Origin of the sequence: Peribacillus sp. NPDC096447, from assembly GCF_044762725.1 — a bacterium.
Classification (GTDB): domain Bacteria; phylum Bacillota; class Bacilli; order Bacillales; family DSM-1321; genus Peribacillus.
Genome location: NZ_JBIWEV010000014.1, coordinates 42121 through 57103, shown reverse-complemented (window position 1 = coordinate 57103; position 14983 = coordinate 42121). Strand labels below are relative to the sequence as shown.

15 protein-coding genes are annotated in these 14983 nt (G+C 41.7%); all 15 read right to left on the bottom strand.

Translation table 11 applies throughout. The annotated features are described in order from the left end of the window. Nucleotides 1-427: 427 nt before the first annotated feature. The 15 genes from lysS to ACIQZD_RS25180 all read right to left on the bottom strand — a co-directional run bounded on the left by lysS (nucleotide 428) and on the right by ACIQZD_RS25180 (nucleotide 14947). Nucleotides 428-1927 carry a lysine--tRNA ligase gene (gene lysS / locus ACIQZD_RS25250; protein WP_402907405.1) on the bottom strand — a complete coding sequence of 500 codons (1500 nt, stop codon included), beginning with the start codon at nucleotides 1925-1927 and terminating at the stop codon, nucleotides 428-430. 187 nt (nucleotides 1928-2114) lie between these two features. After that, nucleotides 2115-3113: a tRNA dihydrouridine synthase DusB gene (gene dusB / locus ACIQZD_RS25245; protein WP_402907402.1), complete on the bottom strand. Its 999-nt coding sequence runs from the start codon at nucleotides 3111-3113 to the stop codon at nucleotides 2115-2117. Nucleotides 3114-3135: 22 nt separating this feature from the next. Next, a complete protein-coding gene (locus tag ACIQZD_RS25240) occupies nucleotides 3136-3348 on the bottom strand; it encodes a helix-turn-helix domain-containing protein (protein ID WP_101225931.1) in 213 nt (70 codons plus the stop codon). Next, entirely contained in the window at nucleotides 3300-3827 is a 528-nt protein-coding gene (gene folK / locus ACIQZD_RS25235) for a 2-amino-4-hydroxy-6-hydroxymethyldihydropteridine diphosphokinase (RefSeq protein ID WP_402907398.1), read from the bottom strand. The genes ACIQZD_RS25240 and folK overlap by 49 nt, the downstream gene beginning before the upstream one ends. A 2-nt stretch (nucleotides 3828-3829) precedes the next feature. Further along, the gene (gene folB / locus ACIQZD_RS25230; RefSeq protein ID WP_402907395.1) at nucleotides 3830-4189 is read right to left on the bottom strand and encodes a dihydroneopterin aldolase; all 360 of its coding nucleotides are present in this window, start codon (nucleotides 4187-4189) and stop codon (nucleotides 3830-3832) included. A gap of 1 nt (nucleotide 4190) precedes the next feature. After that, the gene (folP, locus tag ACIQZD_RS25225) at nucleotides 4191-5027 is read right to left on the bottom strand and encodes a dihydropteroate synthase (RefSeq protein ID WP_387551991.1); all 837 of its coding nucleotides are present in this window, start codon (nucleotides 5025-5027) and stop codon (nucleotides 4191-4193) included. 161 nt (nucleotides 5028-5188) lie between these two features. Continuing rightward, nucleotides 5189-6115 carry a cysteine synthase A gene (gene cysK / locus ACIQZD_RS25220; RefSeq protein ID WP_095394505.1) on the bottom strand — a complete coding sequence of 309 codons (927 nt, stop codon included), beginning with the start codon at nucleotides 6113-6115 and terminating at the stop codon, nucleotides 5189-5191. 130 nt (nucleotides 6116-6245) lie between these two features. Then, nucleotides 6246-7142 carry a peptidyl-prolyl cis-trans isomerase gene (locus ACIQZD_RS25215; protein WP_402907390.1) on the bottom strand — a complete coding sequence of 299 codons (897 nt, stop codon included), beginning with the start codon at nucleotides 7140-7142 and terminating at the stop codon, nucleotides 6246-6248. Between the two features lie 18 nt (nucleotides 7143-7160). Continuing rightward, nucleotides 7161-8042 carry an Hsp33 family molecular chaperone HslO gene (gene hslO / locus ACIQZD_RS25210; RefSeq protein ID WP_402907387.1) on the bottom strand — a complete coding sequence of 294 codons (882 nt, stop codon included), beginning with the start codon at nucleotides 8040-8042 and terminating at the stop codon, nucleotides 7161-7163. Between the two features lie 26 nt (nucleotides 8043-8068). Next, nucleotides 8069-8848: a type III pantothenate kinase gene (locus tag ACIQZD_RS25205; RefSeq protein ID WP_063235928.1), complete on the bottom strand. Its 780-nt coding sequence runs from the start codon at nucleotides 8846-8848 to the stop codon at nucleotides 8069-8071. A 159-nt stretch (nucleotides 8849-9007) separates the two neighbouring features. Beyond that, nucleotides 9008-11068: an ATP-dependent zinc metalloprotease FtsH gene (ftsH, locus tag ACIQZD_RS25200; RefSeq protein ID WP_260358020.1), complete on the bottom strand. Its 2061-nt coding sequence runs from the start codon at nucleotides 11066-11068 to the stop codon at nucleotides 9008-9010. 117 nt (nucleotides 11069-11185) lie between these two features. After that, nucleotides 11186-11725, bottom strand: a complete 540-nt coding sequence (gene hpt / locus ACIQZD_RS25195; RefSeq protein ID WP_137018539.1) for a hypoxanthine phosphoribosyltransferase — start codon at nucleotides 11723-11725, stop codon at nucleotides 11186-11188. Between the two features lie 32 nt (nucleotides 11726-11757). Further along, nucleotides 11758-13152, bottom strand: a complete 1395-nt coding sequence (tilS, locus tag ACIQZD_RS25190; protein ID WP_402907380.1) for a tRNA lysidine(34) synthetase TilS — start codon at nucleotides 13150-13152, stop codon at nucleotides 11758-11760. A gap of 93 nt (nucleotides 13153-13245) precedes the next feature. Then, nucleotides 13246-14244, bottom strand: a complete 999-nt coding sequence (locus ACIQZD_RS25185) for a protein kinase domain-containing protein (protein WP_402907377.1) — start codon at nucleotides 14242-14244, stop codon at nucleotides 13246-13248. Next, the gene (locus tag ACIQZD_RS25180; protein WP_402907374.1) at nucleotides 14210-14947 is read right to left on the bottom strand and encodes a VWA domain-containing protein; all 738 of its coding nucleotides are present in this window, start codon (nucleotides 14945-14947) and stop codon (nucleotides 14210-14212) included. The genes ACIQZD_RS25185 and ACIQZD_RS25180 overlap by 35 nt, the downstream gene beginning before the upstream one ends. Nucleotides 14948-14983: the final 36 nt, after the last annotated feature.

The window sequence follows — 14983 nt, the reverse complement described above, 5'->3', positions numbered from 1 at the left end:
GAAATGTTTGACTTGCTCATTTGCTTTTTTGATAGTGTGTGCTCACTTAAAATTTAACGTTGGCGCTTTGTTTTGTTCAGTTTTCAAAGAGCAATGTCTTTCGGAACAGCTTATTTATAATAACATTTTTCATTACTGTAAGTCAACAACTTTTTTTAAAAACTTTTTAAAGTTTGTAATCTGTTTGCAACTCGTTCGTAACGACAGATATAAATATAACACCATTACGTTAACTGCGCAATACCTTTTATAAAGTTTTTTTGAGATAATGTTGTTTTTCTTTCAAACCCTAGAATCCACTCTATTGAAAGACATGAAATTATAATTAAAAAACAAAAACCGAATTGGACTTACCAGGATCAAGAGCTACGCCCATGATCCCAGCCATCCGAATTCGGCCCTACAATCAAAACTCATTTTGCTTATATTAGCGATGTCTCATTAAAGGGAATAACAGGACGTCACGGATAGAAGGAGAATTGGTCAATAGCATAACCAAACGGTCAACACCAATTCCCAGTCCGCCAGTCGGCGGCATTCCGTATTCTAACGCCTCCAAGAAATCTTCATCCATTTCATGAGCTTCATCATTACCTTGCTCTCGTTCTTTCAATTGAGCTTCAAAGCGTTGACGTTGATCAATGGGATCATTAAGTTCAGTGAAGGCATTCGCGTGCTCCCTACCTACAATGAATAACTCAAAACGATCTGTGAAACGGGAATCTTCCGGATTTTTCTTTGCTAAAGGAGAGATTTCCACTGGATGCCCATAGATGAATGTAGGTTGAATTAACTTATCTTCGACCTTCTGTTCAAAGAATTCATTTACGATATGGCCGAACTCCATGGATTCCTTAACTTCAATCCCATTTTCTTTAGCAAGCTGCTGGGCTTCTTCTTTACTCATTTCAGTCCAGAAGTCTACACCAGTATGCTCTTTTACAGCGTCAACCATGTGAAGTCGTTTCCATTCCGGTTTTAACTCTATCTCATACTCACCATACTGGATGGTAGTCGTCCCAAGAACTTCTTGAGCTATATGGGCAATCAGGTTTTCCGTTAAACTCATGATATCTTGGTAATCCGCATAAGCTTCGTATAATTCGATCAATGTGAATTCAGGATTGTGCCTTGTGGACACTCCTTCATTTCTGAAAACCCGGCCAATTTCATAAACTTTCTCCAATCCGCCAACAATTAAGCGTTTTAGATGCAGTTCAATGGCGATCCTTAAATTCAAAGGCATATCCAAGGCATTATGGTGAGTAAGGAAAGGGCGTGCAGCAGCTCCACCAGCAACAGAGTGCAATAGCGGCGTCTCCACTTCAAGGTATCCATGATCGTCCAAATACCGTCTCATGGCTTGTACAATACGACTGCGCATGATCAACGTATTTTTACTTTCCTCATTTGTAATTAAATCGACATAACGTTTACGATAGCGCTCTTCAACGTCCTTCAAGCCATGAAATTTATCAGGTAACGGGCGAAGCGCCTTAGCAAGGAACACATACTCTTTAGCTTTAATGGAAAGTTCCCCGACTTTCGTTTTGAAGATAACGCCAGTTACCCCTACGAGATCACCAAGATCTGTTTGGTTGAAAATTTGGTAAGAATCTTCCCCTATATTATCCAAACGGACGTAGATTTGGATTTGGCCGCTAATATCCTGGATATGGGCAAATCCCGCTTTCCCTTTTCCGCGCTTCGTCATGACACGGCCAGCGATCGTAACTTCAATTTCTTTTTCTTCAAGATCTTCCTTTTCTAATTCACCATAAGCACTGATTATCTCCTGAGTGTTATGTGTGCGCTCGAATCTGCTCCCGAAAGGGTCTTGTCCATTATCAATCATGGCCTGCATTTTATCGCGCCTTACCTGCAGTTGGTCATTCAATTCTTCATGACTCATGAATATCATCTCCATCTTTATTAATAAATGCCTTATATAATTAATCAGAAATTCTTTTGCATACATATTTATTCTTACATAAAGTAAAGGAATTCAACAGCTTTTTATCTTAAAACGTTGTTTATGTACATATAAAAACTGCCAGGATTACTGGCAGTTAAGATAAGCGTATTATAGGAAAATAGGAAGGTAATGTCAAACATCAGACCATTTGGATATTTTGTTGCTTCGCTTCAATATCATCAACAAGTCCATAAAGAAGCTTTACAACATCTTCCCTTGTTTCACAATCATTAATTCCTTTGCGAGCCGTAGCATTCCCTTTAACACCCTTTAAATACCAAGAAGCATGCTTACGCATTTCACGAACAGCTACATTTTCATTTTTCAACGCAATCAGACGATCCATATGAAGCACGCAAACGTCCATCTTTTCACGAACTGAAGGTTCATCCATCAGTTGACCGGTTTCTAGATATTTTACAGTCCGGTAGATCATCCACGGGTTACCTAGGGCTGCACGGCCGATCATGACTCCATCAACACCCGTTTCCTTCAGCATTCTTTCCGCATCCTGTGGAGTTTCCACATCACCGTTACCGATAAGGGGAATATTAATCGACTTCTTCACTTCACGGATGATGTCCCAGTTAGCTTTTCCTTCATACATTTGAACTCGTGTCCTGCCATGCATGGAAACAGCTTTACCGCCTGCGCGTTCAACAGCCTGAGCATTCTGAATCGCAAAAACATGCTCATCATCCCAGCCAATGCGCATTTTTACCGTTACCGGCTTTTCAACGGCATCAACCACCGCTGAAACCATCTCATAAATTTTGTTTGGATCGAGAAGCCACTTCGCACCCGCATCACATTTAGTGATTTTAGGAACAGGGCAGCCCATGTTGATATCAATGATATCAGCATTTGTATTTTTATCTACAAATTGTGCAGCTTCGACCAAAGATTTCTTTTCACCGCCAAAGATTTGCAAGCTTAACGGCTTTTCTCTTTCATCTATATAAAGCATATTCATCGTTCTAGCATTTTGTAAAACGATTCCCTTATCACTGACCATCTCCGCACAAACAAGACCAGCACCAAATTCCTTGACGGTCAAGCGGAATGCCGAGTTACAGACTCCCGCCATCGGTGCCAGCACTACCGGATTCTTCATTTCTATATTGCCTATTTTTAACACGTTGACCTCCTATAACATTCTTTCATTTATCGTCAGGTGGCTGAAGCTCCTCAATGGAAACATGAAGAATTTCCGCCACTTCCAGTAAAAATGCCTCTGAAGGGTTGCGGTTCCCTCGTTCGACTTCTCCCAGCAAGGAAACGGAAACACCTATTTCCCTCGCAAACCCTTCCTGGGTATAACCCTTTAACTTTCGAAAAGCGCGAATACGCCTTCCCCATTTTTCACCTTCCATAATCGAACTCCTTCTTTATCCGAAATCTGTTCAAGCAGGTCGCTCAAAGGTGCAGCCATTTGCGGAAGTGATATATCAGGGTCCACTTCCATTAAAGGCACGATAACAAAAGCCCTCTCGTGCATACGAGGGTGCGGTACTGAAAGAATCTCTGTCTCAATATTTTCTTGATTATATAACAAAATGTCAAGGTCTATAGTACGGGGACCCCACCTGATTTCCCTTTTTCTTCCTAAATCTTTTTCTATTTTCATACAAGCGTGAAGTAAGTTTTCGGGTTCTAAATCGGTTTCCACTTTAAGAACAGCATTTAAAAAACAGTCCTGGTCTTCATATCCTATCGGGTCTGTTTCATATAAAGAAGAGCAAGCCACCATCTTGATATGCGGATTTTCAGACAATAATTGGAAAGCTCTTCGGAATGTTTCAAGGCGATCCCCTAAGTTCGACCCTATTGAAAGGAAAGCAATATTTACCACAATCAGCGTCCCCTTACAATCTCTATAGCAACCGACTCATAGTGACCTGCTATTGGGGGATCTGGTTTATAAACCTTCACGGTGCATGTCTCGATGGAAGAATATTTATTAAGTAGTTCAGAGGCAATTTTTTCAGCGACAGCTTCCACTAACTTAAAAGGTTCTCCCTCAACAACACTTTTACACACTTCATATAACTCGCCATAGTTGATTGAGTCTTCAAGCTTGTCACTATTCCCAGCCTTGGCTAAATCAGTCTGAACGATTAAGTCCACTTTAAACCGCTGACCAAGCTTCGTTTCTTCCGGAAAAACTCCATGATAACCATAAAACTCCATCTTATTCACATATATCTTATCCATTTCATTCACCTTTTCCTAATAGAGCGTCCATCATCTTTGCTGCCCGGGCCATTTCCTTCACATCATGTACACGAACCATCTGACAGCCTTGTTGAATTCCATGGCAAATTGTAGCGGCAGTGCCTTCCATCCTCTCACTAGGCGGCAGGTCAAGAACATGGCCAATCATGGACTTTCTCGATGTCGCCAGCAGCACGGGATAACCTAATGATACCAGCTTATCAAGATTCCTCATCATTTCCAAATTAAACTTTAAATCTTTCGCAAATCCAATACCTGGATCGAGAATGATGTTTTCATCCTTGACTCCCGCATCCTTTACCAATATGATGCTTTCGAATAAATCTTGAAGTACATCCCGGACAAAATGTCCATACTCCATATTATCCCTGTTATGCATCAAGATAATCGGCACCTTATATTCCGCAGCAACCTTTGACATCAAGGAATCGGCTTTACCTCCCCAAATATCATTTAATATATGGGCTCCTGCCTTTACCGCCTCTTCTGCAACTCTTGATTTATACGTATCGACCGATATTGGAATCTCAATATTACGCGATATCGCTTCAATAATCGGGGCGACTCTCTCTATTTCCTCTTCATCCGATATCCTCTCATAGTTAGGACGGGTTGACTCACCACCAACATCCAATATATCCGCCCCATCGTTGACCATTCGTTCGGCATGCTTTAAAGCAGCATCTATCCGATTATATTTTCCGCCATCCGAAAAGGAGTCCGGCGTAACATTCAAAATCCCCATGATTAAGGTTTTCTTGCTGTAATCCAAATCAAATGAACCGCATTTTATTTTTGATGCTCCTGCTAATGACATCCAACGTTCTCCTTCACCTAAAGAAATCTATATATACGAGTTTACCCATTTACATAGGTATAGTGCAAGCTCCATGAAAATCAGGGATACTTCAGCATACTTTGCTACAAAAAGAAAAGCAAAGCCCCTTAGGAACTTCGCTTCTCATTTAGTGTCTAGTCTTACTCAAAGTTATATAATGGTGTACTTAAGTAGCGTTCACCATTACTCGGTATTATGGCAAGGACCTTTTTGCCTTTTCCCAGTTTGTCAGCCACTTTAATGGCAGCTGCAATTGCGCCTCCAGAAGAGATTCCGCCTAGGATTCCTTCCTCTTTTGCTGCGCGGCGGGCATAATCAAACGATTCCTCTGTATTGACTTGAATGATTTCGTCATAGAGATCTGTATTCAAAATACTAGGAACGAAGCCTGCTCCGATTCCTTGGATTTTATGAGGTCCTGGAGTACCACCCGATAATACTGGAGAGTCCGCAGGTTCAACAGCGTAAATTTTAATGTCAGGGAATTTTTCACGCAGGACTTCACCGGCACCTGTTATGGTTCCGCCAGTACCGATTCCGGCAACGAATGCATCCAGGCCTTCATCTCCAAAGGCTTCAACGATTTCAGGGCCTGTAGTGTTCCGATGTACTTCAGGGTTGGCTTCGTTTTCGAATTGCTGTGGAATGAAGTAACCTTTTTCTTTAGACAGCTCAGTCGCCTTTGCGATTGCACCCTTCATTCCTTCAGGCCCAGGAGTAAGAACTAATTCTGCCCCATATGCGCGAAGCAAGTTACGGCGTTCCAAGCTCATCGTCTCCGGCATAACCAGAATTGATTTATAGCCCTTTGCCGCAGCTACCATTGCCAAACCTATTCCCGTATTTCCGCTTGTAGGTTCAATGATCGTATCACCTGGCTTAAGAGTACCATTTTTTTCTGCCGCTTCGATCATCGCAAGGGCGATACGGTCTTTTACACTACTGCCTGGGTTAAAATACTCAAGTTTCAAATAAATATCTGCACTGTTTTCATTTTGAAGCTTGTTTAACTTAACAATAGGTGTTTGTCCAATTAAATCGATTACAGAATTAGCTATACGTGCCATTTTCTCCACTCCCTTATCATTTCAATACCGAGTATGTTTATTGGTTTTATAATTTTAAAGTTACCAGTTTTAATAGTTCATTGTCAATGATTATATACTATATTCTAAATTTTCTCACACAACCATTGACCTACTTTTCTTCCTTCAATCCATAAAACCATTCTACATCAAATTCGTCCCAGAAAATTTTCCCTGAGACCGGTGCCTGAATCTGTTCAAGAGCTATTTGGCGATGAATCTTATCTTTAACTTCTTCATATTCATACTGCTTGCCCTCTATTCTTTCATGCAGGTAGAGAACGGCCCAGCCATCCTCCGTTTGGATTGCATCACTCCACTTTTTCACCTTCAATTTCTCGGCAGCGGTAATGTATTCCTTGGAGACTTGCTCGTTATCCTGGGATATATAACCCATGTCGCCTCCTTGATTGGCAGTGAATTCATCAAGGGACTTCTCCATTGCCAAGACATCAAAGGAGACACCTTTCTCCAGTTCACGTATGACTTGGTCTGCCTGCTTTTTTGTAGAAGTGGTGATATGGGAAATATGGAAAGCAGTAGGAATTCTGTAGATATCCTTATTATTATCATAATGACTCCGCATTGCCGTTTCGGAAACCGAAACGTCCTTAGTGAGGAGCTTCTCGAGAAGGAGACTCGACTGAATTTCCTGCCTCAGTTGATCGTTACTTTTATTAAGGTTCTGACCGGCAGTCCCATACATCGTTTTCATCATTTTAAGTTCCCGATCAAGCTCTTCATCCGAAGTCTTCACTTTGTATTTTTCAGCTGCCTGTTTCACTACCTCTTTATCGACCATTTCCTCAAGTACATCTTCCCCATATCTTTTTTCGAGCTCATTAATCCATGCTTCCCGGGAAATATCCTTGGATCCAACCTTTGCGGCGGTTTCTTCCCCAATGACGGATTTTGAAATGATTAGTGGTTTTATGACAAAGATAATGATAGTCAATAGGTTCAACAAGGCAAGGCCAGCAATAATCGCCCGAAGCTTTTGTTTTGGCAAACCCTTATCCCCCGTAAATTATTTTTTTGTTTCTGCCTCTAAGTCCTCGAGTTCTTCCTTCGAGAATTGGTAGGTCTGATTACAAAAATGACAATGCGCCTCCGCTTGTCCGTCTGTCTCAATGATATCCCGAATCTCAGCTTGCCCTAGGCTAATCAATGCATTCGCAATTCTTTCCTTGGAACATTGACAGGAGAATTGGACATTCATTTTTTCTAGTATATCCACATTACCCTCACCTAAAATTTCGGTTAGGATTTCTTCAGGAGTCATGCCACTTTGAATCATCTTGGAAACAGGAGTTATCGTGCTTAGCCGATTTTCGATTTTGGAAATCGTATCTTCGGATGTACCCGGCATCAACTGAATGATAAATCCACCCGCTGCAAGGATTGAATTATCCGGATTCACTAGAACCCCCACCCCCACAGATGATGGCACCTGTTCGGAAGTAACAAAGTAATAAGTGAAATCTTCACCTAACTCTCCCGATACAAGCGGTACTTGCCCCGAAAAGTAATCACGAAGACCAATGTCTTTGATAACAGTCAGCAATCCATCGGTACCCACCGCTCTCCTTACATCCAGCTTTCCCTGCTCATTCAAATCAAAGTGGGTTTGCGGGTGAGTGACATATCCGCGGACTTCTCCCTTTGCATTGCTGTCGACCAGGATGGAACCAATCGGTCCACCGCCCTCGATTTTAATCGTCAGCTTTTCTTCACCTTTTAACATTCCGCCCATCATAACGCCTGCCGTCATAGCCCGTCCAAGGGCAGCAGAAGCAGTAGGCCATGTATAATGGCGTCGCTGCGCTTCTCCTACGGTGTCTGTTGTTGAAACAGCATATGCCCGTACCTGTCCTTCATAGCCTAACGCCTTTATTAGATAATCCTTCATTTTTTTTGCTCCTTTCAAGCTTTGTATTACTTCTTCACTTGCTCACGGTTACGTTTATAAATCAGCTGCAGCCCCTTCAAGGTCAAAAATGGCTCCACAACGTCAATCACAGTGGACTCGTTGGCAATTAAGGTAGCCAGTCCGCCTGTCGCTATTACCGTTGGTTCTAGATTACTTTGCGCCTTAATTCGATTAACGATTCCTTCTACCTGTCCAACATATCCATACAAAATGCCAGCCTGCATGGCGGACACCGTATTTTTCCCAATAATCCCTTCCGGTCGGCTGATTTCTATTCTTGGAAGTTTGGCTGCTTTTGAATAAAGTGCTTCAGTAGAAATATTTATACCCGGAGCAATGGCTCCGCCCATGTATTGTTTATCCTCATTTATGTAGCAATATGTCGTTGCCGTGCCAAAATCCACGATAATGAGAGGGCTTCCATATTCCTGAATGCCTGCAACCGCATTAACGATTCGGTCAGCTCCCACCTCACGGGGATTTTCGTATTTAATATTCAATCCAGTTTTTATTCCAGGTCCAACTATTAGCGGTTTAATTCCAAAGTATTTTTTGCACATGCGTTCAAGCGCAAACATAATCGGCGGAACTACCGAAGAAATAATGATTCCATCAAATTGATCAAACGAAAGACCTTCATGTTGCAGCAAAGACTTTATGACCATTCCATACTCATCTTCTGTCTTGTGACGGTTAGTCTCTATTCGCCAATGATATTTTAAAATATCTTCATCGTATACGCCTAATACAGTATTCGTATTCCCAACATCCAATACAAAAATCATCGCTTCATCACTCCGGTAAATTATTCTCCAACATCATATCACACTGTTATTTCCCACGCTATTAGTCGCACTTTTCGAAGGGTACCCCCAAAAACTTTATCATAAGAGTTAAGAAAAGGGTATTTCCGAGGCGGAAATACCCTTTTGAATTTAGTCAACTTAAGACTTTTTATTGTCATCTTCGTTCGGGAAGGAAAGCGGCTGATCTTGAGGTGCACCTTCTTTGATTGGAGGAGTATTCAATCCTTCCTCCGTTATTTCAAGGTCCTCAGGTCCTCTTTTATCCAATGGATCTAATAGGGCCTCTTTTTCTTCCTTCTTCTTATTGATGTTCACCTTGACATTCTCATCAGTGGTTAAATTCCCATTCAGTGCCGTATAATCACGTTCTGGCAATTTACCATTATGGAATAAACTTTTGATTTGTTCAGCATCAAGTGTTTCCACTTCAAGCAAGGTTTTTGCAACCAAATCAAGTTTTTCACGATTTTCAGTAAGTATCTTCTTACATCTTTCGTAAGCTTCCTTGATGATACGTTGAATTTCAAGATCGATTTCATATGCTATTGCATCTGAATAGTTTTGATCATTGTTGAAATCGCGGCCTAGGAAGACCTGACCTTGAGAATTACCGAATTGAAGCGGCCCGAGCTTACTCATGCCATATTCCATAACCATGCTCCGAGCTATGCCCGTTGCACGCTGGAAGTCGTTATGCGCACCGGTACTCACTTCTCCGAATGTAACTTCTTCGGCTACACGGCCACCCAATAGTCCTACGATTTTATCTTTAAGCTCAGGTTCCGTCATGAAGAAACGATCTTCTTTCGGCAGCATAACTGCATAACCGCCAGCTTGACCACGAGGGACAATCGTAACTTTATGAACGACCTCGGCATCATCCAGAACCAATCCAATAATGGTATGGCCCGCTTCATGCCACGCTACGATATTTCTTTCCTTTTTGGAAATGACACGGTTTTTCTTGGCAGGTCCAGCGATAACACGATCCGAAGCTTCATCCAAATCGGACATGTCGATCTTCTTCTTATCTTGACGGGCAGCTACAAGAGCCGCTTCATTCAGTAAGTTTTCAAGATCGGCACCAGAAAATCCTGGAGTACGCTGAGCGATCGCTTTCAAATCGACTGTTTCTGCTAAAGGTTTATTGCGTGCATGCACTTTCAGCACTTCTTCACGGCCCTTGACATCAGGTCGCCCTACCGTTATTTGACGGTCAAAACGTCCTGGACGCAATAATGCCGGATCCAATACATCAGCACGGTTAGTCGCAGCAATGATTATGATTCCTTCATTACCACCGAAACCATCCATCTCCACCAGGAGTTGGTTCAATGTCTGTTCACGTTCATCGTGTCCGCCACCAAGACCTGCGCCACGTTGACGTCCGACTGCATCAATTTCATCGATAAAGATGATACATGGTGCATTCTTCTTAGCATTTTCAAACAAATCACGAACACGGGATGCACCGACACCCACAAACATCTCAACAAAATCAGAACCACTGATTGAGAAGAAAGGAGTTCCGGCTTCACCAGCTACTGCTCGTGCTAGTAAAGTTTTACCTGTACCAGGAGGCCCAACTAAAAGTACCCCTTTAGGAATACGGGCACCAAGCTCGGCATATTTGCGAGGGTCTTTCAAGAATTCAACGACCTCGACAAGTTCCTGCTTTTCTTCGTCCGCTCCGGCAACATCATTGAAGCGTACTTTTTTCTTATCATCATTATACAATTTCGCCTTACTTTTCCCGAAGTTCATGACGCGGCCACCACCGCCGCCTTGAGCTTGGTTAAGTAAAAAGAAGAAGAGGATAAAAATGATTACAAATGGAATGATGGAAGTGAAAAATGTCACCCAGCCACTTGTCTTTTCTGGAGGTTCGACAGTGATGATGTCTTTATCCAGCTTGGTTACAGCGTCATTGATCCGGCTTTGCGAATACTCACTGAAAGGCACGTACGTCACAAAGAATTTGTTTTCCTCATAACCTTTGAGCTTTCCTGTGATTTCAAATACACTGCTTTCGGGCTGCATCGTAAGTGATGTAACGTCCCCACTCTCCAAATGCTTATAGAATTCATCTTGGGTCAATTTTACGTTTGGTTCATTGTTATTATTAAAAATGCTTACAATCCCAATGATGACCAAAAAGATCAGTAAATAAAATATGGTATTACGGAAGATCCGATTCATCCCTTACCTCCTCCCACGGGTAAACAAACTATAGTAAATACTATCATACAAAATTAATGAATTACAATAATTTAACACCGCTGTTTTTATCTGGTCTTCTCTTTCAAACAGGTACGATTAATTCGAGTAAATTTCAGGCTTCAATATGCCAATATACGGGAGATTACGATACTTTTCCGCAAAATCTAGACCATATCCGACAACAAATGCATCCGGTACGATGAACCCGGCATAGTCCGGAGTGATATCCGCTTTCCTGCCTGTTGGTTTATCCAATAAGGTAACGATTTTAATTGATTTTGCTTTTCGGTAACGGAAAAGTTCCGCAAGATAGCTAAGAGTCAAACCGCTGTCGATAATATCTTCGATGATTAAAATATCCCGGCCCTCAACTGATGTATCAAGATCCTTGATGATTTTCACTTCACCGGAAGATACAGTGGAGTTACCATAGCTTGAAACATCCATAAAGTCCATTTCAAGATGTGTATCAACGCGTTTCAGTAAATCTGACATAAATGGCATGGCGCCTTTCAGCACTCCGATGGCCAACGGGAACTTACCTTGGTAATCAGCTTCAAGCTGCGCACCCAATTCCCTGATTTTCTTTTGAAGTTCTTCCTCTGTTATTAAAACCTTTTCAATGTCGTTTTGCATGGTCATTGTAATTAATTGCCCCCCATGAAGAATTAAGCTTTTTTATATTCTAAGTAGATTAAAGATTTTTCATCAGAAATTATATCCGGCTCAACATTCGATTTCTTTAAACCAGGCAGCCAAATGACCGTTCCCGTTTGATCGATGATGACCGGCCACACATTTCTTTCTAGCATCGGGATCTTTTCATTAATAAAAATATCCTTTAACTTTTTAGTTCCACCTAATCCCTTGACGGCCATCCGCTCGCCTTCATTCCTGGTTCGGACTGTAAGAGGAAGCTGAACAGCTGATTCGGGAAGCATAAAAGAATGATTTCCTCTAAGTACCGGAATTTCTTCTTTTATATAGTGCGCTTTAATCTTATATCCATTCGGAAGAATAGTCTCACCGGGAATTTGTAATTTAAAGGAATATTTATGGCTTTTTTGCCGGAAAAACCTAAACGTGCAAGTTTGATATGATTTTTCCGCAATAAGGCCCTCCGGAAGATGCAATTCTGCAGATGGTTGAGGACTCAAAAACAAAACTAAAAGTTGGTCAATATGTAATGCCGAAAGCGATGAAGGTCTCTCCAAATAAAGATAGTTTAATATTAGTTGAATCGCCCTTCTTTGTAAAGGTTTAGGCATCGCGAGAACCTTATCAATCTGAATAACCGCTTGATCTTTATCCTGTGTGATCCAAACATCGGACATTTTGCTTGAAACCAGGTTCATAAAAAACTCTTCGTCTTCATAAAGCTCTTCACTGAATCGTTGAAAATGCTCATGAACCTTGCCATTTTCTTTCTTTAAAAATGGAAGGACTTCATGTCTAAAACGATTTCTTGCATAGACACCCGTTTCATTGCTCGGATCAAACCTTGGTTCAATATCATGAAGGCCCGCATATTCGATTATTTGGCTTTTCGTGATTTCAAGAAAAGGCCTGATCAGATTCCCGGTATGGAAACGTCTCTTTATAGGAATACCTGCCCTTGCCTTCCCCGTCGCCCCTCTTGTTAAACGCATAAGCATCGTTTCGATTTGATCATCTCCATGATGCCCCAGGACAAGAGTGGAGGCTTGGTGCTTATCCATCATTTCTTCATAAAAAGCAAAACGCAGCTTTCTTGACGTTATTTGTGAACTTTCCCCCGTCTGTTTCATCCGGGCAGGAACATCGATCCTTTTTCCCTCAAATGTAATGCCCCACCGTTCACATATATGCTCGACATATTTATAATCCTCATAGGATTCTTCACCACGAAACATATGGTCAACACTGGCAACGATCATCTCGTAATGAAAAAGAGATTGAATTTCCTTAAGGATATGGAGAAGCACCAATGAATCCGGTCCTCCGGAAACGCCTATTAGCAACTTCGAGTTTTCCTTAATCAATTCGTTTCTATAAATGGTGCTCAGAACTTTTTCCTTTAACATACAATCTTCCTTCTTTATGAACAGGCATTAGTTTTATACGATTCAATCATGAAATGGTTTCAATTATTCCATGGCATTCACCTAATAACTATATCATAACAACTGTTCATATATGTAAAGAACATAGAGCATCGATATGATGGCAACCAGCAAAAAAGTTTCAAAAAAACCGCCACTTTTCTTTTTTGAATGGTTTTGGGACCTTCTTGCTTGTCTCGTTGCAGGTTGAATTGTTTGTGACTGGCCGGTAGCTGCCTGGGTCGGACCCTTTTTCTTCGAGTGATTTTGCTTACTTAGCACCGTGACCAAATCCTCCCGCATTTGAAGGGCAGAATCATACTGCCCGTGAAGTGCTTTATCCAACATCTTTCTATATGGGTGCAATTCCTTTTTCTGCTTAATCAAGTCGTTAAGCTGTCTATACCCCTCCCCTTGCTTGTGGAAACGTCCAGGATAGGCCGAATTGATTATAATCATCGCCACAGCGAACAAGTCATATTGCGGATCGGCCTTTCTTGATCCAAGTCCCCAGTAACCCCTGTCAAAGAACTCGGTGAATTCTTTAACAGATCGCCCAATTAAGGTGGTTCCACCTACATCCACGCACCTCACCTTATAGGCTGGTGAAGTCACGATCAAATTCTCAGGTTTTAAATCGCCGAACACCCAGCCATTGGTATGCAAGGCAGACAAGCTGGTTAAAAGCTGAAGCATTAAGACTCCAATCCATGATGCCCCTTTCTTATCGATGAAACGCAAAAAATCGTGTCCGTGGATATATTCCATGACATAAAAAGGGAGCTGCTTTCCTGTTTTCATGAAATCATCCGCTTCCAAAAAGGAAGGTCCAAGGGTAGACCCCTGGACCTTTGAAAAGGATTTTAGGATATTCATCTCCGAAATAATGGACGTCCCATTATCACTGAGCTTTAAAGCATAATGACGATTTTTGCTTTCAACCAAATAGACGATTCCGTTCGCTCCACACCCCAATTCCTTAATTATTTTGTACTGGTTTTTATTCCATTTTCCAGTGACCAAACTGCCAGGCAGGAGTTTACATTGATTCCTCAAAGTATTGTTCATCATCATGTGATAACAATCCCCTCAATGAACGTTTTTTATTGAAATATGTTAAAGCTTCACGAATGGCTGGACCTGTCGGAGTGAGTCCCCCTGTACTAAGCTTAGGAAAAGTTGCCGTCAGGGCTTCAAGGTTCGGGGTCCAATCCAGCAACTTTTCAACATCATTTCTTTTCCCAGGAAATACGAATACGGAAAAACGGCTGTCACCCATTCTTGCATTCATGCTAAGGGAAAGATCTAATAAGGAATCTTTTACTGTAGGCAGTTTATGTTTCATGCTTGCACTGGTATCAACAAGAATCAGTACTTCGAGCTTGCTCGTTTCCCCAAGCTCATCGACCACCTCCATCACTTCTCCTCGTTTATCCGGCGGAAGATCCTCCATCGTTTTTGAATCTCCAAGTATTTGTTGAAGTTCGCGATTGATAACTCCCTGTATAGTTTGAGTCATTGCCTTTTGTGTCACCATTTGGACGGTTTGGGACAACTGCTGGGCATAGACTATTTGACTTACGCCACCTCCTGAACCAGCAATCTTCTCGATTTCCTTAAGACCCTTTTCATCTATCACATCATTTTCCATGACACCTATGACATTGATGGTTATGCCTTGCTTCCTTGCTAATTCAGCCATGGCAGACGGCTCCTCACCATGATTTGAACATCCGTCGGTTATAAGCAAAATCTGTCTTAATGTTCCTGCTTTCATGTTTTGCTCTCCCTTCCTATCAATTTGTTACCATAA

What these genes read in the sequence shown, in the direction of transcription:
- ACIQZD_RS25240 (WP_101225931.1), bottom strand. Translation starts at nt 3,348, where the DNA reads ATGGAAGGTGAAAAATGGGGAAGGCGTATTCGCGCTTTTCGAAAGTTA.
- ftsH (WP_260358020.1), bottom strand. Translation starts at nt 11,068, where the DNA reads ATGAATCGGATCTTCCGTAATACCATATTTTATTTACTGATCTTTTTG.
- hslO (WP_402907387.1), bottom strand. Translation starts at nt 8,042, where the DNA reads ATGAAGGATTATCTAATAAAGGCGTTAGGCTATGAAGGACAGGTACGG.
- ACIQZD_RS25185 (WP_402907377.1), bottom strand. Translation starts at nt 14,244, where the DNA reads ATGATGATGAACAATACTTTGAGGAATCAATGTAAACTCCTGCCTGGC.
- tilS (WP_402907380.1), bottom strand. Translation starts at nt 13,152, where the DNA reads ATGTTAAAGGAAAAAGTTCTGAGCACCATTTATAGAAACGAATTGATT.
- cysK (WP_095394505.1), bottom strand. Translation starts at nt 6,115, where the DNA reads ATGGCACGTATAGCTAATTCTGTAATCGATTTAATTGGACAAACACCT.
- ACIQZD_RS25205 (WP_063235928.1), bottom strand. Translation starts at nt 8,848, where the DNA reads ATGATTTTTGTATTGGATGTTGGGAATACGAATACTGTATTAGGCGTA.
- lysS (WP_402907405.1), bottom strand. Translation starts at nt 1,927, where the DNA reads ATGGAGATGATATTCATGAGTCATGAAGAATTGAATGACCAACTGCAG.
- folB (WP_402907395.1), bottom strand. Translation starts at nt 4,189, where the DNA reads ATGGATAAGATATATGTGAATAAGATGGAGTTTTATGGTTATCATGGA.
- ACIQZD_RS25180 (WP_402907374.1), bottom strand. Translation starts at nt 14,947, where the DNA reads ATGAAAGCAGGAACATTAAGACAGATTTTGCTTATAACCGACGGATGT.
- folP (WP_387551991.1), bottom strand. Translation starts at nt 5,027, where the DNA reads ATGTCATTAGCAGGAGCATCAAAAATAAAATGCGGTTCATTTGATTTG.
- hpt (WP_137018539.1), bottom strand. Translation starts at nt 11,725, where the DNA reads ATGCAAAACGACATTGAAAAGGTTTTAATAACAGAGGAAGAACTTCAA.